General features: G+C 68.6%; 22 protein-coding genes. 5 read left to right on the plus strand and 17 right to left on the minus strand.

What is annotated here, in order from left to right; genetic code table 11:
- Positions 1 to 11: 11 nt before the first annotated feature.
- From EPY72_RS12685 to EPY72_RS12695, 3 genes are all read right to left on the minus strand, one after another.
- The gene (locus tag EPY72_RS12685) at positions 12 to 1,325 is read right to left on the minus strand and encodes a YeaH/YhbH family protein (protein WP_134671278.1); all 1,314 of its coding nucleotides are present in this window, start codon (positions 1,323 to 1,325) and stop codon (positions 12 to 14) included.
- Positions 1,316 to 3,583 (minus strand): PrkA family serine protein kinase, encoded by a 2,268-nt coding sequence (locus tag EPY72_RS12690; RefSeq protein WP_244605580.1) that lies wholly within the window; start codon positions 3,581 to 3,583, stop codon positions 1,316 to 1,318. Before EPY72_RS12690 ends, EPY72_RS12685 begins: the two co-directional genes overlap by 10 nt.
- Before the next feature lie 86 nt (positions 3,584 to 3,669).
- Positions 3,670 to 5,733, minus strand: a complete 2,064-nt coding sequence (locus EPY72_RS12695) for a PrkA family serine protein kinase (protein WP_134671280.1) — start codon at positions 5,731 to 5,733, stop codon at positions 3,670 to 3,672.
- Between the two features lie 543 nt (positions 5,734 to 6,276).
- Here EPY72_RS12695 and EPY72_RS12700 point away from each other — a divergent pair.
- A complete protein-coding gene (locus tag EPY72_RS12700; protein ID WP_134671281.1) occupies positions 6,277 to 6,669 on the plus strand; it encodes a DUF5820 family protein in 393 nt (130 codons plus the stop codon).
- 25 nt (positions 6,670 to 6,694) lie between these two features.
- Entirely contained in the window at positions 6,695 to 7,147 is a 453-nt protein-coding gene (locus EPY72_RS12705; protein ID WP_134671282.1) for a UPF0179 family protein, read from the plus strand.
- On the opposite strand, the gene speB is transcribed toward EPY72_RS12705, so the two are convergent.
- The 7 genes from speB to EPY72_RS12740 form a co-directional block, all read right to left on the minus strand.
- Positions 7,144 to 7,950 carry an agmatinase gene (gene speB, locus EPY72_RS12710; protein WP_134671283.1) on the minus strand — a complete coding sequence of 269 codons (807 nt, stop codon included), beginning with the start codon at positions 7,948 to 7,950 and terminating at the stop codon, positions 7,144 to 7,146. The genes EPY72_RS12705 and speB overlap by 4 nt on opposite strands.
- On the minus strand, positions 7,951 to 8,331 hold the full coding sequence (locus tag EPY72_RS12715; RefSeq protein WP_134671284.1) for a translation initiation factor IF-5A: 381 nt from the start codon (positions 8,329 to 8,331) through the stop codon (positions 7,951 to 7,953).
- Between the two features lie 144 nt (positions 8,332 to 8,475).
- Positions 8,476 to 8,745: a DUF8028 family protein gene (locus EPY72_RS12720; protein WP_210423537.1), complete on the minus strand. Its 270-nt coding sequence runs from the start codon at positions 8,743 to 8,745 to the stop codon at positions 8,476 to 8,478.
- A 289-nt stretch (positions 8,746 to 9,034) separates the two neighbouring features.
- Positions 9,035 to 10,108, minus strand: coding sequence for an aminotransferase class I/II-fold pyridoxal phosphate-dependent enzyme (locus EPY72_RS12725; RefSeq protein WP_135806668.1), 1,074 nt, complete (start codon positions 10,106 to 10,108; stop codon positions 9,035 to 9,037).
- Positions 10,109 to 10,299: 191 nt separating this feature from the next.
- Positions 10,300 to 11,190, minus strand: coding sequence for a ZIP family metal transporter (locus EPY72_RS12730; protein ID WP_134671286.1), 891 nt, complete (start codon positions 11,188 to 11,190; stop codon positions 10,300 to 10,302).
- 70 nt (positions 11,191 to 11,260) lie between these two features.
- Positions 11,261 to 12,934 (minus strand): ABC1 kinase family protein, encoded by a 1,674-nt coding sequence (locus tag EPY72_RS12735; protein WP_135806669.1) that lies wholly within the window; start codon positions 12,932 to 12,934, stop codon positions 11,261 to 11,263.
- Between the two features lie 9 nt (positions 12,935 to 12,943).
- Positions 12,944 to 13,300: an Hsp20/alpha crystallin family protein gene (locus EPY72_RS12740; protein ID WP_134671288.1), complete on the minus strand. Its 357-nt coding sequence runs from the start codon at positions 13,298 to 13,300 to the stop codon at positions 12,944 to 12,946.
- Between the two features lie 95 nt (positions 13,301 to 13,395).
- Between EPY72_RS12740 and EPY72_RS12745 the strand changes: the two genes are divergently transcribed.
- Positions 13,396 to 14,676: a molybdopterin molybdotransferase MoeA gene (locus EPY72_RS12745; protein WP_135806670.1), complete on the plus strand. Its 1,281-nt coding sequence runs from the start codon at positions 13,396 to 13,398 to the stop codon at positions 14,674 to 14,676.
- A gap of 43 nt (positions 14,677 to 14,719) precedes the next feature.
- Positions 14,720 to 16,693 carry a molybdopterin biosynthesis protein gene (locus EPY72_RS12750; RefSeq protein ID WP_135806671.1) on the plus strand — a complete coding sequence of 658 codons (1,974 nt, stop codon included), beginning with the start codon at positions 14,720 to 14,722 and terminating at the stop codon, positions 16,691 to 16,693.
- Here EPY72_RS12750 and EPY72_RS12755 read toward each other — a convergent pair.
- The 6 genes from EPY72_RS12755 to EPY72_RS12780 all read right to left on the minus strand — a co-directional run bounded on the left by EPY72_RS12755 (position 16,673) and on the right by EPY72_RS12780 (position 20,462).
- Entirely contained in the window at positions 16,673 to 17,317 is a 645-nt protein-coding gene (locus tag EPY72_RS12755) for an HAD family hydrolase (RefSeq protein WP_134671291.1), read from the minus strand. The genes EPY72_RS12750 and EPY72_RS12755 overlap by 21 nt on opposite strands.
- Before the next feature lie 41 nt (positions 17,318 to 17,358).
- Positions 17,359 to 17,727, minus strand: a complete 369-nt coding sequence (gene lwrS / locus EPY72_RS12760; RefSeq protein ID WP_135806672.1) for an LWR-salt protein — start codon at positions 17,725 to 17,727, stop codon at positions 17,359 to 17,361.
- Positions 17,727 to 18,002: a 4a-hydroxytetrahydrobiopterin dehydratase gene (locus tag EPY72_RS12765; RefSeq protein ID WP_135806673.1), complete on the minus strand. Its 276-nt coding sequence runs from the start codon at positions 18,000 to 18,002 to the stop codon at positions 17,727 to 17,729. Before EPY72_RS12765 ends, lwrS begins: the two co-directional genes overlap by 1 nt.
- Positions 18,003 to 18,263: 261 nt before the next feature.
- Entirely contained in the window at positions 18,264 to 19,610 is a 1,347-nt protein-coding gene (hemA, locus tag EPY72_RS12770; RefSeq protein ID WP_135806674.1) for a glutamyl-tRNA reductase, read from the minus strand.
- Between the two features lie 152 nt (positions 19,611 to 19,762).
- On the minus strand, positions 19,763 to 20,167 hold the full coding sequence (locus EPY72_RS12775) for a DUF5778 family protein (RefSeq protein ID WP_135806675.1): 405 nt from the start codon (positions 20,165 to 20,167) through the stop codon (positions 19,763 to 19,765).
- Positions 20,168 to 20,267: 100 nt separating this feature from the next.
- Entirely contained in the window at positions 20,268 to 20,462 is a 195-nt protein-coding gene (locus tag EPY72_RS12780) for a cold-shock protein (RefSeq protein ID WP_134671296.1), read from the minus strand.
- Between the two features lie 134 nt (positions 20,463 to 20,596).
- Between EPY72_RS12780 and uppS the strand changes: the two genes are divergently transcribed.
- On the plus strand, positions 20,597 to 21,520 hold the full coding sequence (uppS, locus tag EPY72_RS12785; protein ID WP_134671297.1) for a polyprenyl diphosphate synthase: 924 nt from the start codon (positions 20,597 to 20,599) through the stop codon (positions 21,518 to 21,520).
- Positions 21,521 to 21,590: 70 nt separating this feature from the next.
- Here uppS and EPY72_RS12790 read toward each other — a convergent pair whose 3' ends face one another.
- Complete coding sequence (locus tag EPY72_RS12790; protein WP_134671298.1) at positions 21,591 to 22,199, minus strand: undecaprenyl diphosphate synthase family protein; 609 nt, start codon at positions 22,197 to 22,199, stop codon at positions 21,591 to 21,593.
- Positions 22,200 to 22,274: the final 75 nt, after the last annotated feature.

Genomic DNA, 22,274 nt, shown 5'->3' on the forward strand with positions numbered 1-22,274 from the left:
CTCCGTGGTGGTCACGATTCGGCCTCCGTGCTGAGTATCTCGTAGATGGCGTCGGTCACGTCCTCGGGGCTGTTGACGTAGCTGACCGCCACCTCGTCCGAGTCCCCGAAGTGCTCGTCGACCTCCTCGGCGTGAGTCGCGTTGATCGCCTTCCCGTCGGGCTGGGTCTCGACGTAGGCGTGGAGGTTCGCCGGGATCTCCTCCATCATCGGGATGACGTTCTCGCTCGTGTCGTTCCGGGAGTTCTCGCTGTCGCCGGCCGCGAACACGTAGCGGTTCCACTCGGCCCACGGGTACCGCTCGTCGAGGATCGCCGCCGCGAGCTCGTAGGCCGAGGAGATCTTGGTGCCCCCGCCCGACCGGATGCCGAAGAAGTCGTCGCGCTCTACCTCCCACGCGTCGGCGTCGTGGGCGATGTAGACGAACTCCGCGTTGTCGTACTTGCCTGTCAGGTACCAGTCCAGCGGCGTGAAGGTGCGCTCGACCAACTCGCGTTTCTTCTCGCGCATCGACCCCGACACGTCCCGGATGTTGACCACCACGACGTTCTTCTCGCGCTCCTCGACGATCTCGGGGTAGCGGTAGCGCTCGTCCTCCTTGCGGAACGGGACGTGCCGTATCCCCTCCTCGCGGATCTTCTGGGCGGCGCTCCGCCGGGGCGTGTTTGCCTCCATTTCCTCGAGGCTCGCCCACGTCGTGCGCTCCTCGGCCGAGAGGGCGCCGTACTGCTCGTCGAGCCAGTGGCGCGAGACGGTGATGCTCTCCTCGCGGGCCCACTCGAACGCCCGGTCGGGCCCCCAGCCCTCGATCTTCAGCGCCTCCCGGACGTAGTCGGGGTCGAAGTCCATCGCGAGCTTCCGCTTGAGCCCCTCCTTGAACATTCGCTCGAAGTCGAGCGTCGAGTCGGGCCCCGTCCGGGTCATGTCGGTGAAGTCGCCTTCTTTCTCCTCGATCACCTCCTTGCCCTTCGGTTCGAGATCGAGCCCGAGCTCGTCGTCGAGCTCCTCGGCGAACTCCTCGGGGTCCATCTCGTAGTAGTCGTGCTCGCCGCCCTCCTCGCCGGGCTCGTCGCCCTCCTCGCCGTCGTCGCCGGGCTGGGGCTGGGGTTGGCCCACTGGGTCGCCCACGTCGGGCTCGCCCTGTCCGACGCCGCCCTGATCGAGTTGGTCGTAGGCGAACTCGGGCAGGTCGACGATCTTGATCGGGATCTGTATCTCGTCGGGCAGGCTCTGGCCGAGATCGCCGTACTGGATGAACTCCGCCAGATCCTCGCGCTTTGCCTCCCCGACCTCCCGGTAGCGTTCGAGGTCCTCTCTCAGTCCCATTTGTAGCTCACCTGGCTCATGACGTGTTGGCTGGTCAGTTCGGCCGACGCCGGCGAGTAGCCGAACAGCTCGACCATGTTGTCGATGGTCTCGGCTTTCAGCGCCGCGGTCTCGGTGTCGCTCGGCGGGTCGGCCCACTGGTCGGGGTCGAAGTCCTCGTACACCCGGCGGACGTCGTCCCAGTCGTAGTTCGCCAGCACGGTCTTGATGATCGGTATCTCCTTGGGGTCGATGTCGCCGACCTCGAAGTCCTCGTCGCGGCTCTGCCACGCGTGGCGGTTCAGCGCGGTGATCACCTTGTTGCGCCGGAACTCCTCGACCGCCGGCGAGGCGGCGTGGTCGGCGGCGTAGCTCTCGGGACCGAACCGGCCCAGATGCTCGGTCTCGAACACCTTCATCTTCAGGGCGTCGGGGCCGACGCGCTCGCCGCGGTCGTTCTCGACGGTCTCGTCGGTCGCCCACGCGTAGACGTGCTCGACGTACTCCTCGACGGTCTCCTCGTCGACGCGCTTCTCGCGCATCATCGCGTCGAGGACGTCCGCCTCCTGGCGCTGGAAGATGTGGTTTTTGACGGGCACGAGCCGGTTCTCGTACTCGGTGCGCTCGGCGGTCGAGAAGACGGGGGCGTCCGAGAGCCCCTCGGCCATCGCGTTGAGGATGTCCCGGGGCATGATGACTTCCTCGACCGAGTACTCGGCGTGGGCCCGGTCGCTCTCGTCGTTGAGCAGGTCGGCGATGCCGTCCCGGGTGTAGGTCACCGGGATCCCCTCCTCGCCGTCCGCGGCGTCGTCGTCGAACTCGAAGTCGTCTTTGTCGAGCCGGTCGTCGCCGTCGAGCAGGTACCCCCGATCGAACAGCGTCGCCTTGTCCACGAGGTCGAGCCCCGCGGGCACGTCGTCGCCGTCGAGCCGAGTCACCACGCTGTAGAGCGCGGCGGCCTCGACGGCGTGTGGCGCGAGTTCGCGCTCGGCGACGCCGTCGCCGTCGCTCCGGACCCGGACCCGGAGGGGCTCGCGGATCAGCCCCTCGAGCTCGTCGTAGCTTTCGGCCCGCCAGACGTCGGTCTCGTTGGTCAGCTCCCGGCGGATGAGCTCGGCTTCGAGGCTCAGGTTGGTGAGGTACTTGAACCGCCGGCGGTCGAGCCGGCGCTTCAGCGCCTTCAGCGGGTCGGCGCCGCCGGCGTCGGCGTGCTGATTGAGCTGGGCCTCCAGATCGGGGTTCGAGATGATGACGAGCTGGGTGTCGATGTCCATCTGGATGCCCTTGTCGAGTTTCACCGTCTGCTCGTCGGGGACGTTCAACAGCTTCTGGAGCAGGTCGGCGTGCTGGGCGGCGTCCTCGACGATGGTCAGCAGGCCGTTGCCCTGCGAGAGCACGCCGTCGTAGCTGAACGCCTGGGGGTTCTTGCGTCCCCGGGAGTCGAGCTCCTGCAACATCCCGCGCATCCACGAGCCGACGAGGCGCTCTTTGGGCGGACCCGAGTCCTCCGAGTGGAGCACCCCGATCCCCTGACCGACGTCTACGACGTAGTTTTTGACCCGGAGGTGGCTGGGGTCGGTGATCGCCGAGAACAGGTCGTCCTCGCCGGTCCGGCGGTACTGCTCTTCGAGGAACTCGTAGGCCTCGCGGCTGAACGGATCGAGGTCGCTGTCGACTCGCACGTCGATGTGGTCGTCGACCCGCGCGTTGATCTCGGCGAGGATCTCCTCGCGGACCGCCGGCGGGAACACGGTCAGGGGGTTCGACTGGACCGGGCTGGCGTACCAGTTCTCCTCGTCGGTGGCGGCCCCGCCCTCGCCGTACGAGAGGCTCCGGCCGCCGCTGGCGCTTGCGACGTTCCACTCCATGGTGTAACGCCGGCCGGCCTCGGTCTTCGAGAACTCCCGGAGACCGTTGACCAGACACCGCTTGAGCTCGGACTTGCCGGTCGCGGTCGGGCCATCGAACCAGATGATCTTCTCGGCTTTGCCCCGCTCGGCCGCGATCGACCGGAGGTCGTCGACGAAAGCGTTGAGCACTTCCGTGTTGCCGAGGATGGCGTGCTCGCCGTCGTTGGCGGGATCGTCGAAGAACCGGTAGCGCTCTTTTTCCTCGCCCTCCTCGATCACGGTCCGGGTGCCCATCGACTCGATGGCTTCGAGGAGGTACTTGCTCGCGTGGGCGGCGACCGTCGGGTTTTCGAAGGCCTCCTCGACGAACGTCGCGAGCCCCTTGGGCTCCTCGTAGGTCTCTCTGAGCTCCCGATCGGCGTCCTCGATGAACGTCTCGCCGTCGACGGGGTCTCGGTCCCCGGTTCGGGCGGCGTCCTCGCGGTGCGGGCGGTCGTCGTGGCCGGTCGCCACGGTCAGTCCTCCATCTCCGCGCGGGCGACCTCGGCGCCGGCGAACTCCAGCACCTCCTTGGCCCCCTCCCGCGAGTACCCCTGGTCGATCAGGGCGTCTATCCAGGCGTTCTGTTCGTCGTCGTCCATCTCGTTGGCCGACACCAGCGCCGAGAAGTTGATGTTGTGCTTCTTGTCCTCCCAGAGCTTGCGTTCGAGGGCGCGGCGCAGTCGGTCGTTGTCCTGGGGGTCGAACGGCGACCCCTCGCGTGCGCGCCGGGAGACCCAGTTGCTCACTTCCTGGCGGAAGTCGTTCTTGCGGTCGCGGGGGATGTCGAGCTTCTCCTCGACCGCCCGGAGGAAGCTCTCGTCGGGCTCTTGCTCGCGGCCGGTGAGCTCGTCTTCGACGGTGTCGTCGTCGATGTACGCCATGACGTGGTCCATGTACTTCTCGCCCTGGCGCTGGATCTCCTCGATGTCGTAGGCCAGCGCGTGACGGACGTCCTCGATGGCCCGGTCCTTGTACTCCTCGCGGACCATCTCGAGGTAGCGGTAGTACGTCTGGAAGTTCTCCTCGGGGATCGAGCCGTGGTTCTCGAGGTTCTCCTCGAAGTGGTTGAACACCGACAGCGGGCTCAGAAAGCCCTTCTCGCGGTGGGTGGAGTTCATGATGGCCTCGGCGATCTCGTCGCCGATGAACCGGGCCGAGACGCCCTCCATCCCCTCGCCGATGTCGGCGCTCTCCTCGCCCTCCTCGCGGAGCTTCTTCACGTCGACCTCGTCGCTCTCCTCGCTCTCGCCGTTGTACGCTTTGGTCTTCTGGAGTAAGTCGACCGTCTCGGAGTCTGGCTCCTCGACGCGGGTGAGCACGCCGAACAGCCCGGCCATCTCCAAGGTGTGGGGCTCGATGTGGACGTCGGGCACGTCGGCGTTGCCAAGCATCTTCCGGTAGATGTTGGCCTCCTCCTCGAACTCCAGGACGTACGGGAAGTCGATCCGCTTGGTGCGGTCGTTGAACGCCTCCATCTTCTCGTCGCCTTTCTTGTCGCGGTACTCGGGCATGTTCGTCCGGCCGACGATCACCTGATCGATGTCGATCCGGGGGTTGTTCTTGGGTTTGATCGTCTGCTCTTGGGTCGCGTGGAGGAAGTCGTAGAGGAACTCCCGCTGGAGCTTCAACAGTTCCTCGCCGCTGAAGATGCCGCGGTTGGCGTTACAGAACGCCCCCGAGTAGTCGAACGCCCGGGGGTCGGACTCGCCGTAGATGGCGATCTTGCTGTAGTTGACGTCGCCGGTCAGCTCGGTCTCGTCCTGATTTTTCTTGTCTTTGGGCTCGAACGTCTCGACCGCCTGTCGTTTGTTCTCGTCGGCGGTCAGCCGGATCACCTCGACGTGGTTCTCGAGCACCTGCTGGATGTCGTCGTCGTAGTGGGCGAGCAACTCGTCCATGTAGAACGCCGAGGCGGGGTCGAGCGACTGCTCGTTCTGGATGGTGTAGGGCGCATCGAGGTTCTCGTTGAGGTCCTCGACCACCCGCTGGCGCTGTTCGACCGGGAGGAGCACGAGCGGGTCTTGGTTCATCGGCGACCGGACCACGTCGTCGGCGGGGTCCTGATCGTGGATCACGTCACAGAGGTTGGTCCACCGGTAGGTGTACATCCGGCCCTCCTCGCGGAGGGTGTAGTCCTCGAAGTAGGTCCGGACCTGTCGGTCGAAGTCGGACTTCCCGGAGCCGACCGGGCCGAGCAGGAGCTTGATGCGCTTTTCGGGACCGAGCCCGCGTGCGCCCGACTTGACCTTGTTGACGAACTCGTGGATGGCGCGGTGGATCTCGTGGCCGTAGAAGGTGTTCTCGCCGTCGTGGAGGGGGTCCTCCGAGGCGAGCAGGTACTCGACCACGCCGGCCTCCTCGTCGTACTCGGTGCCGTAGTAGTCGAACATGTCCGCGACCCGCTGGTGGGCGTTGCGGGCGACTTTCGGGTCGGCGTACACCTCTTCGAGGTACCAGTCGAACGACTTGGTCTCGCGGAGGTCTTCGGGCATCGATTCCTGGTATCGCTGGCTGAGTTCTTCCAGTGTTTCCGTCATTGTATCACGTTTTGTTCGGTGGGAGAGGCGAGAGAGAAGCGACCGACTGCGCTTCGGTCGGAGTATGTGGTAGGCACACGCCTACTAAGCTCTGGCGGCCCGCTCGGGCCGCGTTCGTGCGCCCAGATGGACGGCCCGCTCCAGTCGGCGTCGTGAGCGTGCGCGCCGTCCCGCGAGAGTCCGGGCCGATCCCGTGCTGGCAGTTCATGTGCGTGCCATCCCCACACCCCTCTCACGGCGGCCGGGCGTCGGAGGGCGACTGAATCGAGCGAACGTGAAGGGGGATTGTGTGCTACCGTGTACCGCGTGGATCGATACCACCGATACTATTTAATGGATGGGGCGAGAGAACATATAACTGTTGCCTCTAAACGAGACTGTAGAGGGTTAATTCAAGCAGTAGATAAAAGAAGAACTAGCGTGTGTCGTCGGCGTCGCTCGCGCGCGCCGTCGGGCTCGGAGCCGTGGCGATTCTCCCGTTTAAGTACGGGCCGCTCCCGGGCGACCGCCAACGACTTACCGACTTGCACCCAACGACTCGCCATGACCGACGACGAGTTGCCCGAGGGGTGGACCGTCTGGAACGACGAGCCCGGCGGGCGGCGGATCCTCGCCTACCGGCCCGACGTGTTCGACGCCGAGCGGTTCCCGGCGGCCTGCCTCCCCACGCTGTACGTCGCGGCGGGCGCCCCGAACCGCCCGCCGGGGGAAGCCGAGGTCGGCTCGACCGACGTCTGGCGCGTCCAGTTCTTCCTCGAACCCGACGTGGAACTCACGAGTGCCCGGACGTACGACTCCCGAGCGGACGCCCGGGCGGCCGCTCGCGAACTGGCCGCCGCGTTCGCCGCCGGCGAGCTCGACTACCGCGGCGCCTACCAACTGCCTCGCGAGGCGTACCTCGACCGACTCGACGAGCTCACGGGACGGGAGCCTTAACCGCCCGGCCTTCGTACCCACGCTCATGTCGTCCATCACGCTCGTCGGGACTCGCCTCGCCGAGCCCGACCGGGAGTTCGTCTACCGCGGGGAGTCGACGGCCTGCGAGGGCTGTCCGTACCGGAGCCAGTGTCTCAACCTCTCGGAGGGCGTCCGCTATCGGATCACCGACGTCCGGGAGGGCGCCCAGACGCTCGACTGTGCCGTCCACGACGCCGGCGTCACCGCGGTCGAAGTCGAGCCCGTCGGGATGAAGGCAAACGTCCCCTCGAAGAACGCCTACGCCGGGAGCAAGGCCGAACTCGCCGGCCCCTGTCCCCACACCGACTGTCCGAGCCACGAGTACTGCGAGCCCGTGGGCGCGGCGTTCGACGAGGAGTACCAGATCGCCGAGAAGCTCGGCGATCCGCCCCACGACTACTGCATGCTGGACCGCGAGCTGACGCTTGTGGAGTTCGCGCCGAAAAGCGACAGTTAGTCCGGGCTCGCGGCGCTGGCGTAGACGAACTCCCGGAGGAGCTTGCCCGCCAGCGCCGCGGCCTGCCCGTCGTCGCGGTCGTTGACCTCCACGACGTCGAAGCCGTCGGCCAGCGGCGCGACCGACCGCACCACCCCGCGCATCTCTCGGGGCGCGAGCCCGAACGGCTCGGTCGTCCCGGTCCCGGGTGCGAACCCGGGGTCGGCCGCGTCGATGTCGACGCTGAGATACACCGACTCCCCCTCGAAGTCGGGCGTCCAGTCGGCGACCGCCTCGGGTTCGACGACGGTCACGTCGGGCTCGCTCGCCCGGTCGTACTCGGCTTCGCTCCCGGTCCGGGCGCCCAGAATCACCGCCTCATCGGCGACCGCGAGCGCGCGGCGGGTCGCGGTCGCGTGGCTGAGCTCGTTGCCGTCGTACTCCTCGCGGAGGTCGAGATGGGCGTCGAGACAGACGAAGACGTCGGGGTCGACCGCCCGCACGCCCGCGACCGAGACGGTGTGTTCGCCCCCGAGCAGAACGGGGACGGCGCCGTCTCGGACCGCGTCGGTCGCGACCCCGCCGAGGTACTCCAGATACTCGGCGGCGTCGTCCCACGCGCGGACGTCGCCGTGGTCGTGGACTGCGAGATCCGAGAAGTGTCGGTCGGTTCTGGCGTCGTAGTCGTCGAAGGCCCGGGCGTACTTGCGGATCCGATCGGGGCCGAACCGCGTCCCGGGCTGGAACGTGGTCGAGACGTCGAGAGGCGCGCCCACGACCACGTAGTCGGCTCGATCGCGGTCGGCGGACGCGCCGGGGAACATCTACTCGAGGATCTTGCGCTGCTCGTCCATCTCGAGGTACTCGATCTCGTCGTCGGGCGAGAGGTCGACGTCCGAGGGGGTCTTGATGGTGATGGTCTCGTACGTTTCGAGGTCCATGACCTGTGCGATCTCGTCGCTCTCGACCGCGACGACCTGCCCCTGTTTGCGGTGGATGATGGGGACCCAGATCTTCGCGTCGACGGGCTGAGAGAGGCTTCGCTTCTTACCGTCGAAGACGCCTTCGGCGTCGATCCGGGCCTTCGCGCTACCGTGCTTGCCCGGCTTTGCGGTGCTGTAGGAGTTGATCTCGCACGCCGCGTCCTCGATCATCACGTAGTTGCCTTCCTGGAGGTCCCGCACTTCCTTCTGCTCTCTTGCCATACCGCCGGATAGCGTTCGCGGGGGTATAAACGGTTTGGAATGCGGTTCGGGCGCGTACGGGTGCCACGGGGCGCGGTACGGCCGTCGAGAGAACCGGGATGGGTCGCGTCGGGGACCTCGGGGAGGGCGTCGAGAGAATGAGAATCAGTCGCGGCGGTAGTCGTGGCCGGCGAGGAGCGCGAGCGCGTGGACCGCGACCAGCACCGCGAGCGTCGACCGACCGCTCGGGACCGCGCCCGAGAGCACCGGGACGTACGCCAGCGGGAGCGCGACCGCCGACCAGAACCCGACGAACTCGAACGGGGCCGCGATCGACCCGAGCGCGTCGGCCGGCGACGCCGGCAGATCGACCGCCGAATCGTCCGGTAGATCGGGGAACTGTTCGCCGTCGAGGGTGGAGGGAGCGTTGGACATCGTGGGGAACCTCTTACTCGTCCCGTGGAGCGCCACCGTCATATAAGGGGCCGAGCCTTCGTGGAGATTCGCGTGATTTCGCGCTCAGGCGTCGAGTTCCGACGTTTTACGACGCGGTCGACGACGTTTTACGACGGTTTTAGAAGCGCCGAGACGTTTTACGATCCGTTCTCGTGGCGTCCCGATGTTTTCGACGGGCGGGGCGACTGCGGCGGCTTCGGTCGCCCGATCCGGCCATCTGACCCGGGGTGCGGTCGGGTCGCCGGGGCCCGCGCGCTCGGCCCGCGGTTCAGGCGCGGTGGCGCTCGATGCAGTCGCCGACCCGCGCCAGCCCCTCCTCCAGTTCGTCGGTCGGCAGGCCGAACCCGATCCGGAAGTAGTCGTCGTACCCGAACATCGACCCGGGCGCGAGCACGACGCTCTCCTCCTCGACGACCGTCCGACAGAACGCCTCGCTGTCGTCGAACCCGTCTGGAACCGAGACGAAGCCGTTGACGCCGACGGGGTCGTGCCACGAGAGGCCGTGGTCCTCGACGAACGCCCGGACCCGGTCGCGGTGGTCGGCCGCGAGTTCTCGGTTCTCGGTCAGGATCTCGTCTTCGTCCGCACCGAGCGCCTGCCGAGCGACGTGCTGGCCCACGATGCCCGGCGAGATCGTGGTGTAGTCTTTCCACTGGAGCGCGCCCTCGATCACGTCCTCGGGCCCGGCGATCCATCCGAACCGGAGGCCGGCGAGCCCGTAGGCCTTCGTCAGGCTCGTCGTGCTGATCCCGTGCTCGCCCAGCGACGCGACCGGCGGGAGCGGCTCCGCCGCGAGCAGTCGGTACACCTCGTCGCACAGCAGGTAGGCGTCGGCGTCCGCCGCGAGGTCGTAGATCGCTTCGACCTTCTCTTGGGAGTGGTACCGTCCGGTCGGGTTGTTCGGGTTGTTGAGGACCACGATCTCGGTCTCCGGGCGGATCGCGTCGGCGACCGCGTCGACGTCGAGTTCCCACTCTGGGGGTTCGAGCGAGACTCGCGTCACCGATCCGACCGCCTCGGGGACGGCGTGGAGCGCCTGATAGGTCGGCGTGACGACGACCGCGTGGCTGTCCTCGTCCATCAGCGACGTGAACGCGAGGAAGTTGGCCTCCTGCGTGCCGCAGGTGAACGCGACCTCCTCGGCGCTCCGGTCGTAGCGCTCGCCGACTTCCGCTCGGAACTCCGGATCGCCGTTCGTCGGGATGACGTACCCGAGCGTTCCGGGATCGAGGTCGAACCGGCTCGCGTCGAGGCTCCGGATGCCGCTCTCGGCGAGCATGATGTCGGCGTCGTGTTCGTACTTGTCGAACCACCGTTCGAGCCCGAATTCGGCGACGTTCATACCGGTAGATTGGCGGCCGAGAGCGTAAAGCTACGGGAAGGGGTAGTCTCGACGCCAGTCGTCTCCGCTTGGCCGGGCGTGAGCCAGAACGCTATCGCGTCCGGCGTCTCGCGGGTCGGCCTCCGGTCGAGTCGACCCGCACCGCCTCGTCGCTTCGCGAGGGCTCGCTGTCCGACGTCCGACCGCCGGGATCACACCGCCAGTAGGGGCACCATCGCCGCGGCGCCCGCGAGCGCGCCGACGAGGAGTTCGCGTCGGCCCTCGCCCGGCAGGTCCGCGCCGGTTTCGAGCGCCTCGGGCACGAACTCGGTGACGACCAGATACACCATCGCGCCGGCCGCGAACCCGAAGCCGAACGGGAGAAACTCTTGGGCCCACCGGACGAACGCGAACGCGATCACCGCGCCGATCGGCTGGGGGAGACTGGAGAAGACCGCCGCCCCGACCATCCGCCAGTTCGAGAGCCCCATCGCTCGCATCGGAATGGAGATCGCCAGCCCCTCCGGGACGTTGTGGATGGAGATGGCGACGGTCATAAACACCGCGAGCACCGGGACCGAGAAGCCGAGCACTCCCACGCCGCCCTCCAGTCCCAGTTCTGCGAACGACACCCCGACCGCGACCCCCTCGGGGAAGCTGTGGACGGTCAGGATGCCGAGGATGAGCACGAGCTTCTTGAGGTCGCCCTCGGCGAACGCTTCGACCTCCAGCGCGTGCTCGTCGTGTGCGTGCTCCGGGTCGACGCCCGCGTTCGACTCGTCTGTCTCCTCGGGGTGGTCGTCGGTCCGACCGCTCACGTCGATCCGGTCGAGCAGCCAGTCGGAGACCTCGACGAGCACCACCCCGACGAGCAGGCCGGCGACCATCAGCGTGGGCAGTCCCTCCGAGTACGCCAGCCCCTCGTTGACGAGGCCGAACAGCGACGCAGAGACCATGATGCCCGAGGCGACGCCCCAGAGCGCGACGTTCCAGCGGTCGCTGAAGTCGTCGACCACGAAGAACGGGAGCGCGCCGAGACCGGTCGCGAGCGCGGTCATCAGCCCGGCGACGAACACGAGCACGAGGTTCTCGACGAGTCCCATGGTCGAACCGAGTCGCCGCCCGGTGAAAAGATTTCTGATAAACGGAAAATATTTTTGGCTATCCTAAACCTCAGTCGCCGCCGCGTCGCTGGCGCATCTCGTGGCGGGTGAACTGCGGGGTGACCCGGGTCCCCTTGCGCTTGCGGAACGTCCGGAAGAGCGCGAACGCGACCCCGAGCGACAGCACCGCCGCGACGGCCGCGGCCTCCACCTCGGTGGTGGCGTAGAGGAACGCGGTCGAGAACGCGCCCGCGGCCACCATCATCCCGTAGACGAGCCGCTTTGCGAGCAACGCGAAGACGTCGTTGCCGTCCTCGATGTCCGCCCGGACGTAGAAGTCGTCGCGGTCGATCCGATCGAGCGTCCGTTCGAGCTTCGGCGGGACCCGGACCGACGACAGCACCGACTGCTGGAGCTGGTCGCTCGCCTCGCCGGCGTACCGCTTGATCGACTCCTCGCGGTAGCCCTGCTCGGAGAGGTAGTCGGTCGCGACCGTGATGAAGTCGAACTCGGGGTCGAGCGTGACACAGACGCCCTCGACCACGGTCGCGACCCGGAGGACCAGCGCGAGGTTCGACGGGAGCCGGAGCGGGAACTCGTAGATGGTGTCTTCGACCTGCTCGACGATCTGCTGGACCCGGTAGGTCTCGATGTCCTCTCCGCGGGCGTCCTCGATGGCCAGCTCCATCACGTTGCCCATCGTGGCGCGGTCGGCCTCCGGGCTCAGCGTCCCCATCTCGATGAGCGCGTCGAGGATCCCGTCGATGTCCTGGTTCGCGACCGCGACGTAGAACTCGATGATCTTGTTCTGGATGAACTCGTCGACCCGCCCGGACATCCCGAAGTCGTAGAAGACGATGGTGCCGTCCGGCCGGACCGCGAGGTTCCCCGGGTGGGGGTCGGCGTGGAACACGCCGTCTTCGAGCATCATCTGGAGGTACGCCTCCTGGAGGTTGACCGCGAGCTGGTGGCGGTCGATCCCCAGTTCGTCGAGCTCCGCGACGTCGTTTATCTTCGTCCCCTCGATGTACTCCATCGTCAGGACCCTCGGCCCCGAGTGGGAGTCGAGGACCGCCGGGATCACCACGGCGTCGTCGCCCTCGAAGTTCGACCGGATCTCAGCGAGCATCCGGGCCTCCCGGTCGTAGTTCATCTCCTGGCGGATGGTGCGGTCGAACTCGTCGGCGAGGTTCTCGAGCGAGAACGCCCGGGCCTGCCCGATGAACCGCAGGAGGATCGGGAGCGACCACCGGATGACCCGGAGATCGGCCTCCACCAGTTCCTCGATGTCCGGGCGCCGCACCTTGACCGCGACCTCTCGCCCGTCGACCTCGGCGGTGTACACCTGCCCGAGGCTCGCGCCGCTGATGGCGTCGGTGTCGAAGTCGTCGAAGTACTCCTCGACCGGTCCGACCTCGTCTTCGAGCACGACCCGGGCCTCGGCCCACGGCGCCGGCGGGACCTCGTCTTGGAGCTTCGAGAGGACGTCGACGTACTCGGTCGGGAGCACGTCGGGGCGGGTCGAGAGGAGTTGGCCGAGCTTGATGAACGTCGGCCCGAGCGTCAACAGCGACTCCAGCAGGGTGTTGGCTCGCTCGATGCGCGTCTGGCTGTCGACGCGACGCGACCGACCGAACAGCAGGAAGCGTCGGCGATCGCGGGCGTAGCTCACCAACAGCGGGAGGAAGTGGTACGCGACCACGAAGAACCGTCGGTACGCACGGAGGTTGACCAGTGTGATCACCCCGGCGTCTCAGCGACCTTCGATGGGGATTTCGCGGCTCGGCGTGGCCTCGCGCTTCGGCAGGCGAAGCTCCAGCACGCCCCGGTCGACGGTCGCCGACGCGTCCGCACCCGTCGCGTCCGGCGGCAGTGGGAGGTCGGCGTCGAGAAACAGCGATCGCTCCTCGCGGAGGTACGAAAACTCCATGGGCGCGTCTTTCTCCCGGCGGGCCTCGATCTCCAGTCGCCCGTCATCGACGCTCAGCTCCACCGTCTCGGCGGTGGCGCCCGGGAGGTCGACGACCAGCAGGTAGGCGTCGTCGCTCTCTAGCAGGTCGGCGAACACCGCGTCGGGCAACTCGCGCACCGCCTCACGAAGCGCTGACATACCCGGGACTTGGGACGCGGGGGCGAAAAAGGGTGGGGTACCGTCCCGGCTCGCCGTCCCACACGCTTTTGGCCGCGGGCGGTAGATTTTCAGGCATGAGCGACGACCAGCCGGACCGCAAGCGGTCCGGGTTCAAGGACAAGACGCGGCTCGCCGCGGCCCGCGAGCGCCTCCTCGACGCGGTCGAGCCCCACGACCGAACCGCGACCGTCGGCCTCTCGTCGGCGGACGGCCGGGCGCTCGCCGAGTCGGTCGAGGCCGCCCGCGACGTGCCCCACTACCCCCGGGCCGCGATGGACGGCTACGCGGTCCGGGCGGCCGACACGTTCGGGGCGAGCGACCGGTCGCCGGAGGTGCTCCGGCGCGTCGGCGAGGCCGGCGAGGTCGAGACGGTCCCGCCGGACGGGGCCGTCCGCGTCCACACGGGTAGCGAACTCCCCGACGGCGCCGACGGCGTGGTGATGATCGAGCAGACCGACGAGCGCGAGGCGCCCGGCGCCTCGGACGGCGCGAGCGCCGAAGTCACCCGCGACGTGGAGGTCTTCGACGCCGTCGCCGAGGGCGAGAACGTCGCGCCCGTCGGCGAGGACGTCGCCGCCGGCCAGCACCTCTACGACGCCGGCCACCGGCTCCGGCCCTCCGACCTCGGGCTGTTGAAGTCGGTCGGGATCGAGTCGGTCGCGGTCCGCGAGCGCCCCTCGGTCGCGGTCGTCCCGACGGGCGAGGAGTTGGTCCAGTCCGACCCCGACCCCGGCGAGGTGATCGAGACCAACGGCCTGACGGTCTCGCGGTACGTCGAGCGGTGGGGCGGGTCGGCGACCTACCGCGACGTGGTGACCGACGACGCCGAGGCGCTCCGGGTCGCGATCCAGCGGGACCTGACCGAGGACGTGGTCGTCACGACCGGCGGCTCCTCGGTCGGCGAACGCGACCTGCTCCCGGAGGTGGTCGCGGACCTCGGCGAGATCGTCTTCCACGGGGTCGCGCTGAAGCCCGGCCACCCGGTCGCGGCGGGCGTGATCGAGGGGACGCCGATCGTGATGCTCCCGGGCTACCCGGTGGCGTGCATCGTCAACGCCGTCCAGTTCCTTCGGCCCCTGCTGAAGTACGTGGGCGGGCTCCCCGACGAGCCGTTCCCGACCACCGAGGCCCGACTCGACCGCAAGATCCGGAGCGAGCCCGGAATCCGGACGTTCGCGCGGGTCGAGGTCGAGGCCGACGGCGACAAGCGAGTGGCGACCCCGACCAGAGCCTCCGGGTCGGGCGTGCTGTCGAGCGTCGCGCTCGCGGACGGCTGGGTCGTCGTGCCCGAAGGCCGGGAGGGGATTCCGGCGGGCGAGACCGTCGCGGTTCAGGACTGGGAGTGGTCGGCGTGACGGGACCGACGACCCGCGGCGCGACCACGGGGGGTGAGACGCGATGACCGATCGAAAGGAGTTCCGGGACCTCTCGACCCCCGCGCAAGCCCGCGACGCGATCGACGGCCTCGACCTCGCGCCCGACGCCGAACGCGTCCCGCTCGACGAGGCCCGTGGTCGGGTCCTCGCCGAGCGCGTCGACGCCGGCCTCGACGTGCCGGGGTTCGATCGGGCCGCGATGGACGGCTACGCGGTCGGGGGCCGGGACACCTTCGGCGCCGACGAGGCCGACCCCGTCGTCCTCGATCTCGTCGGCACCGTCCACGCTGGCGTAGAGCCCGACGTCGAGGTCGCGGAAGGCGAAGCCGCAGAGATATCGACCGGCGCGGTGATGCCGCCCGGCGCGGACGCGGTGGTGATGGTCGAGCGCACCACCGAGACCGAGGCCGGCGTCGAGATCCGAACCGCGGTCGCGCCGGGCGACCATGTGATGTTGGCGGGCGCGGACGTGGCCGCCGGCGAGCGCGCGCTGGGCCCCGGGACGCGGCTCACGGCCCGCGAGATCGGCCTGTTGTCGGCGCTCGGCGTCGAGTCGGTCCCGGTTCGGGGCGAGCCGGTCGTCGGCATCGTCTCGACCGGCGACGAACTCGTCCGACCCGGCGAGGACCTCGACAGCGCGGCGGGCCAGATCTACGACGTCAACAGCTACACGATCGCGGCGGCGGTCGCCGAAGCCGGCGGCGACCCGGTGCTCTACCCCCACGCGGGCGACGACTACGACGAGATGGAGCGGCTCCTCCGGAAGGCGGCCGCCGAGTGCGATCTCGTGCTGTCGTCTGGCTCGACCAGCGCGAGCGCGGTCGACGTCATCTATCAGGTCATCGAAGAACGGGGCGAACTCCTGTTGCACGGCGTGGCTGTCAAGCCCGGCAAGCCGATGCTGGTCGGCCGGCTCGACGGCCGCCCCGACGAGTCGGCCGACGACCCCGCCGAACCGTCGGGCGGCTCCGCGTACGTGGGCCTGCCGGGCTACCCCGTCTCGGCGCTCACGATCTTCCGCACCTTCGTCGCGCCCGCGATCCGGGAGGCCGCGGGACTGCCCGAGCCCGCGACCGCCACCGTCACCGCGCGGATGGCGGCCGAGGAGCGCTACGGCGAGGGGCGGACCCGGATGCTCCCCGTGGGACTCGTCGAGGCGCCCGAGGCGGTCGGCGAGGAGGGCGACGCGACCGGCGCCGCCGGCGGCGACCGCGACCTGCTGGCCTACACCGTCGACAAGGGCAGCGGCGCGACCACCAGCCTCGTCGAGGCCGACGGCGTGGTCGAGGTCGACGCCGACACCGCCTACGTCGGCGCCGGCGAGTCGGTCGAAGTCGAGTTGTTCTCGCCGGACGTGCGCCCGCCGTCGGTCCTCGGCGTCGGCGAGGACGATCCCGCGCTCGCCCGATTGCTCGACGCGCTCGACCGGCCGCGATACCTCGCGGTCGGCTCCCGGGAGGGTCTGCGTCGGTTCCGGGACGGCGTGCCCGACGTCGTCGCGACGACCGCGGGATCGCCCGCGGGCGACCCCGAGCCGCTCGGCGCCTACGACCGCGAGTGGGGACTGGTCGTCTCGGCCGGTAATCCCGAGGGTATCGCGGGACTCGGGGACCTCGTCGACCGCGAACTGCGGTTCGTCAACCGCGGGACGGACTCGGGGCTCCGGACCAACCTCGCCGACGCGCTCGCCGACCTCGCCGACGAGCGGGCGACGACCCGCCACGAGCTGGTCGAGGCGATCGACGGCTTCGAACTCGCGGCCCGGGCCCACGAGAGTCCCGCACGGAAGGTCGCGGCCGGCGACGCCGACGCGGGGCTCGGGCTCCGGGCGACGGCCGAGAAGCTGGGGCTCGGGTTCGTGTCGGTCGGCACCGAGCGCGTCCGGCTGTTTGCCAACCCCGACCGCGCCGAGAAGCCGGGCGTCGAGGCGCTCGCGACCGCCCTCGACGAGCGACTGGCCGCGATCCTCGACGAGCTACCGGGGTTCGGCCAGTAGCTCGTCGAAGCTCTCGATCCGGTAGTCGCCGAGCACGCACTGGCGGCGCCGGTCGTGGCCGTGGCGCTCGACGTGGACCGCGTCGAGGCCGGCGTTCCACGCCGCGCCCACGTCGTTGGCGCCGTCGCCGGCGAAGACCCCCCGCCGGTCGGTCGCTCCGACGCCGAGGTCGGCCATCGCGTGCTCGACGGGGCCGGGGTCGGGCTTCCAGCCGAGGTCGGCGTCACAGCAGACCACGGTGTCGAACCAGTCGCGGATGTCGAGTTCGTCGAGCACCGGCCCGGTCAGGAACGGCTGGCAGTGGGTCACCAGCCCGACCGGACAGTCGAGCTCAGCCACGAACCGGGCGTCGTCGTAGAGGTAGGTCTTCTCGGCCCGCCGCTGTGGGTCCTCGACGCCGTGGAACGCGTCCCAGAACCGCTCGGGGTCGATTCCCCACGCCCGGAGCTGGTCGTCGCGGCTCCCGCCGAGCCCGTGCCACAGGAGCTCTGCCTCCCGGTCGGTGAACTCCCGGCCCAGCCGGTCGCCGACCTCGTCGAACACCGACCGGGGGTACGACCAGTCGATGTCGATGAGCGTGCCGTCGAGGTCGAGCAGCCAGAAGTCGTACTCGCGGGCGACCATGGGACCACTCGTAGGGACGGCGGAAAGATAAGTATTCTGCCCTATCGGAGTTCGACAGAGCTCCCGAGGTACTTCGTGAGCACCGCCGGGACCGAGTCGGCGTTGAACGTCGCCAGCTCCGTCCGGATCGCGTCTTTCAGCGCCTCGAAGTACTCCTCGTCGGTCTCGAACGCGCGGTACTCCACCGACCGGACGTCCACGCCCAGCGCCTCCTCGGTGAGCCGCCGGAAGTGCTCGTCGTCGTTGACCTCGCCGCGCCAGAGGTTGTCCCGGAAAAACAGCCACCCCTCCTCGCCCGGCGGGTCGGCCGCCCGGGCGAGGCGGGTCTCGAACTCGCCGGGGTCGACGCTCACGCCCTCGGCCGCGGGATCGAGCCGGAACCGCACCGCGAAGACGTAGCGGGCGTCCATCAGCGCACGTCGTTCACCAACTCGGCCATCTCGACGTCGGCGTCGGTGATGCCGCCGGCCTCGTGGTTGGTGAACCGCACCTCGACCTCCTTGTACCCGATCCGCATCTCGGGGTGGTGAAACTCCTCTTCGGCGAGTTCGCCGACCTCCGAGGCGAACGCCACGCCCTCTAGGTAGTCGTCGAACTCGAACGTTCGGACGATCTCCTCGCCCTCGCGCTCCCAGCCTTCGGGCGCCTTCTCGCTGATCTCCTCGTCGGATAGCAGGTCACTCATACCGTCGAATTCGTCGCGCTCGTAAATAAAGGTCCGTGGCGGCCCCCGAGTTTCACTGAGCAGCGGGCATCCACGAACGCTCGACGGTCCATCGAGGATCCGCGAACGCTCGACAACCCACCGGACCCACAAGCAGTTGGACCGCGAGCGACCGGAGGGAGCGAGCGGACCAAGGAACCCCCGAAGGGGGTGAGGCAGTGTTTTTGATCGAGCGTTTGCAAGGGAAGCGCGTTTATGCGCCGACCGAACAAAAGGTCGCGGTTAGTCGTCGTCGCCGGCGATCCGCTGGCGAACGTGGTCGGGCATGCCCGGGGCGGCCTCGTCGGGGAGTTCGTCGGCGTGATCCGCCGGTCGCTCGTCGTCGCCGAACTCGGGGTTGAACAGTTGGAGCGCGGTGTTGATCGTCGCCCAGTCGTCCTCGGCGGCGGCGTCGCGCAGGCTCTTGGTCGGGGGCGCGAGCAGCTGGGAGACCAGCGAGTCGGCCATCGCGTCGACGACCTCGCGCTGGTCGTCGGTCAGGTCGCCGTCGGCTTCGAGCTGGGAGATCGCCTGCGAGATCTCCCGCTCTTTGATGCGTTCGGCGCTCTCGTACATCGTGGCGATGACCTCGTCGGCGCGCTTGCGCTTGTACCCTTCCAGCAGGTGCTCGAACTCCCGGTCGATCATCGCCTCGACAGACTCGGCGGCCGCCCGACGGCGGCGCTCGGTCTCGCCGGTGACCGATTCGAGGGCGGACATGTCGTAGACGGTGACGCCGTCGAGCGCGTCCGCGGCCGGCGAGACGTCCCGGGGCTGGGCGATGTCCACGACCAGCGCGCCGGTGTCGGCGAGGTCGGCGGCGTCGAGGACGTGGCCCTGACTTCCGGTGGCCGAGACCACCACGTCGGCGGCCGAGAGCGCGGCGTCGAGCGCGTCGAGCCCGAGTCCGCGAGCGTCGTCGTGGTCGGTCTCGGTCGCGAGCTTGACCGCCCGCTCGGGCGAGCGGTTGACCACGTACAGCGTCTCGACGGGGGCGTCCGCGAGTGCGTGGGCTGCGATGGCGCCCATCTCGCCCGCGCCGACGACCAGTCCGGCGGCGTCGCCGAGGTCCCGGCGCTCGCCGAGCAGTTCGACCGCCGCGCTCCCGACCGACACCGCGCCCTCGTTGATCGCGGTCTCGGTGCGGGCGCGCTCGCCGACGTGGATCGCCTTGGTGACCGCGTCGTCGAGCATCGGCCCCATCGCGTCGGCCTCGACGGCGGTCTGGTAGGCGTCCCGGACCTGTCCGAGGATCTGGTCTTCGCCGAGTACCAGCGATTCGAGCCCGGCCGCGACCCGGAGCAGGTGGCGCAGGCTCTCCTCGTGGCCCATCTCGACGGCGGCGTGGCCCGCCGCGTCGGGCGCGAAGTCGCCGAGCACCGCTCGGCCCGTCGACTTCTCGTCTGTGACGACGTACGCCTCGAAGCGGTTGCACGTCTGGAGCGCGAACGCCTCCTCGACGCGCGGGATGGCGACCAGTCGCTCGACGACCGCTTCGGTGTCCGCGTGACAGGCCGCTTCGACGTCGTCGAGGCTCGCGTTCTCGTGAGTCACCCGAAGCCCCGAGACGACGCCGGTCGCTGCGGTCACGGGAACCGACCCCCCGAGACGACGCCGGCAGTAGATGTTCCGAGAGTCATGATTGTCTGAATGAACTCACCGCACTCGTCTTGTTCGGGGGTTTGAACCGCCGCTACGTAAAGCCTTCCAAACGCGACAGTTCGTGCCACGCCGTGTCGCGGTCACTCGCCCTCGACGCCGGTCACGTCGAACCCGAGCTCGCGGACGTCGTCGAGGATCGCCGCCTGATCGGCGTCGGCCTCGTAGTAAAACACCACGTCGAAGGTGCCCTCCCGCAGGAGCTGTTGGCACTCCCAGACGAACTCCTCGTCGTCGAGGGTGAGCCCCTGGTGTTGATTCGACGCGAAGTCGGTGTCGTCGGTGCCCGAGTAGACGAACGTGTCCTTGGGTTCGTAGCCGGCGTGCTCGGCGATGACCTCGCCCACGTCGACGGTGAGCTGGTGCATCTCGATGTCGTCGCTCCCGTCGAGGTCGGTGTGGACGATCGCGCCGTTGAGCCGGATCTCGCCGGGTTCGAGCAGCTGTTTCGTCCGGCGATACAGGTCCTCGTCGAGCGTCTCGGTCATGTCTCGACCAACGCGCTCCGGGCGTTAAACGCCCTACGATTCGGAGGACACCCGTCGCTACGCGGTCGGCGCCAAGAAAATACAGCTACGGGCGGAACCGTTACAGACGCGTGAGGTTCGTCGCCCGCGGCCCTTTGTCTGCCTGTTCGATGTCGAACTCGACTTCCTGTCCTTCCTCGAGGTCCGGGCCGCCGACGTCTTCCATGTGGAAGAAAACGTCCTCGTCCGCGTCCTCAGTGTCGATGAAACCGTAACCGCCAGTGTCGTTGAAGAAGTCGACCGTACCTTTCGCCATTGCAGTCGTACCAACTCGTTCCATCCTTAAAAAGCTATGCAAACGGGCGGAGCTGACCCGGATGTGAGTGACTCTCTTAGCGCGCCACAGGTCACAAAACTAATTGCTCTCGGCGGCGTCTGCTCGACAAAGCGATGTTACCGTGGGTACAGCGCCGAGCGCGGGCCGCCTACGAGCGTCTCCTCAAACGCGAAATTTCCGGCGGGCCGACACACGTCGCGGTCATTCAGGACGGCAACCGCCGGTACGCCGACCGGAACGGCGGCGAGGCCCCCGACGGCCATCGCGCGGGCGCCCAGACGACCGAGCGGATGCTCGATTGGTGCCGGGACCTCGGCGTCGAGGAGCTGACGCTGTACGCGTTCTCGACCGAGAACTTCGACCGACCCGACCACGAGCGCGAGGCCCTCTTCGACCTGCTCGAACGGAAGCTCTACCAGTTCGCCGACGACGACCGGGTCCACGACGGCGAGGTCCGGATCCGGGCCATCGGCGACGAGACGATGTTGCCCGAGAGCGTCCGAGAGGCGATCCGGTACGCCGAGCGCCGGACCGACGACTACGACCGGTTCACGCTCAACGTCGCGCTGGCGTACGGCGGTCGAAACGAGCTACTGGGGGCCGCCCGCGACGTGGCCCGCGCGGTCGAGGACGGCGACCTCGACCCCGACGATATCGACGTCGGCGAGATCGACAACAGGCTCTACGACGACCCGCTCCGGGACGTCGATCTCATCATCCGGACCGGGGGCGACGAGCGCACGTCGAACTTCCTGCCGTGGCACGCCAACGGCAACGAGGCCGCGGTGTTTTTCTGTACGCCCTACTGGCCGGAGTTCTCGAAGGTGGACTTCCTCCGGGGAATCCGGACCTACGAGTCCCGCGAGGAGTCCTGGCGCCGGACCAAAGTCAAGCGCGCGGCCGCGCTCGTGCGGGCGGTCGGCGGCGTCGAACTCCGGGAGGCCCGCGAGGTCATCGACCGGTTCCGGGACACGCTCCCGGAGGGGACGACCGTCGACGAACTCGACGCGGAGGGCGAGAGCTCGTCGGCCGATTGAGGTCAGAGGGCCCCGCCCGGCTCAGCGTCCGAACTTCCGTCGCCGTGCTTCGCTCGCGACGCCGTTCGGCCTACCGGCCGAACCGCCGCTGGCGGTTCTCGTAGTCGAGTAGCGCGCGGAGGTAGTCGCGCTTCCGGAAGTCCCGCCAGTTCACGTCGGTGAAGTAAAGCTCCGAGTAGACCGACTGCCAGATCATGAAGTCCGAGAGGCGCTCGGCGCCGGTCTTGATAACCAGATCGGGGTTTTCGGGGAACACGAGGTGTTGCTCGACGTCGGTCTCGTCGATCTCCTCGGGGGCGAGTTCGCCCGCCTCGACGTCCTCGGCGATCCGGGCGACCGCGCCCGCGAACTCGTGTTTGCCGCCGAGTCCGACCGATACCTGGATCGGCGCGTCGGCCCGCTGGACGTCCTCGGGACTGCGGACCGCCAGCGGGCGGGGCGCGCTCACGCGTTCGAGTTCGCGTTCGAGCGTCGGGACCGCGCCCTCGTCGAGGACGCTGACGTACACGGTTACCCGGTCGGCGTCGTACTCGAAGGCCCACTCGAAAAACTCCTCCAGCGTCCGGTAGGCGCCCTGTTCGAGCAGGTCGCGCTCGGTGATGACGACGGCGACGTGGCTGGGCGGGGTCGCCTCGTGGCGACGCAGGCGGGCGGCCAGATACCGGTCGTACAGCCCCACTGAGTGGGAGTTGATCGGGGAGCGCCCTAAACGTCACGGACCGCGACGGGGCTCTCGGCGGGTCGTCCGTCCGCC

The organism is Halorussus marinus, from assembly GCF_004765795.1.
Taxonomy (GTDB): domain Archaea; phylum Halobacteriota; class Halobacteria; order Halobacteriales; family Haladaptataceae; genus Halorussus; species Halorussus marinus.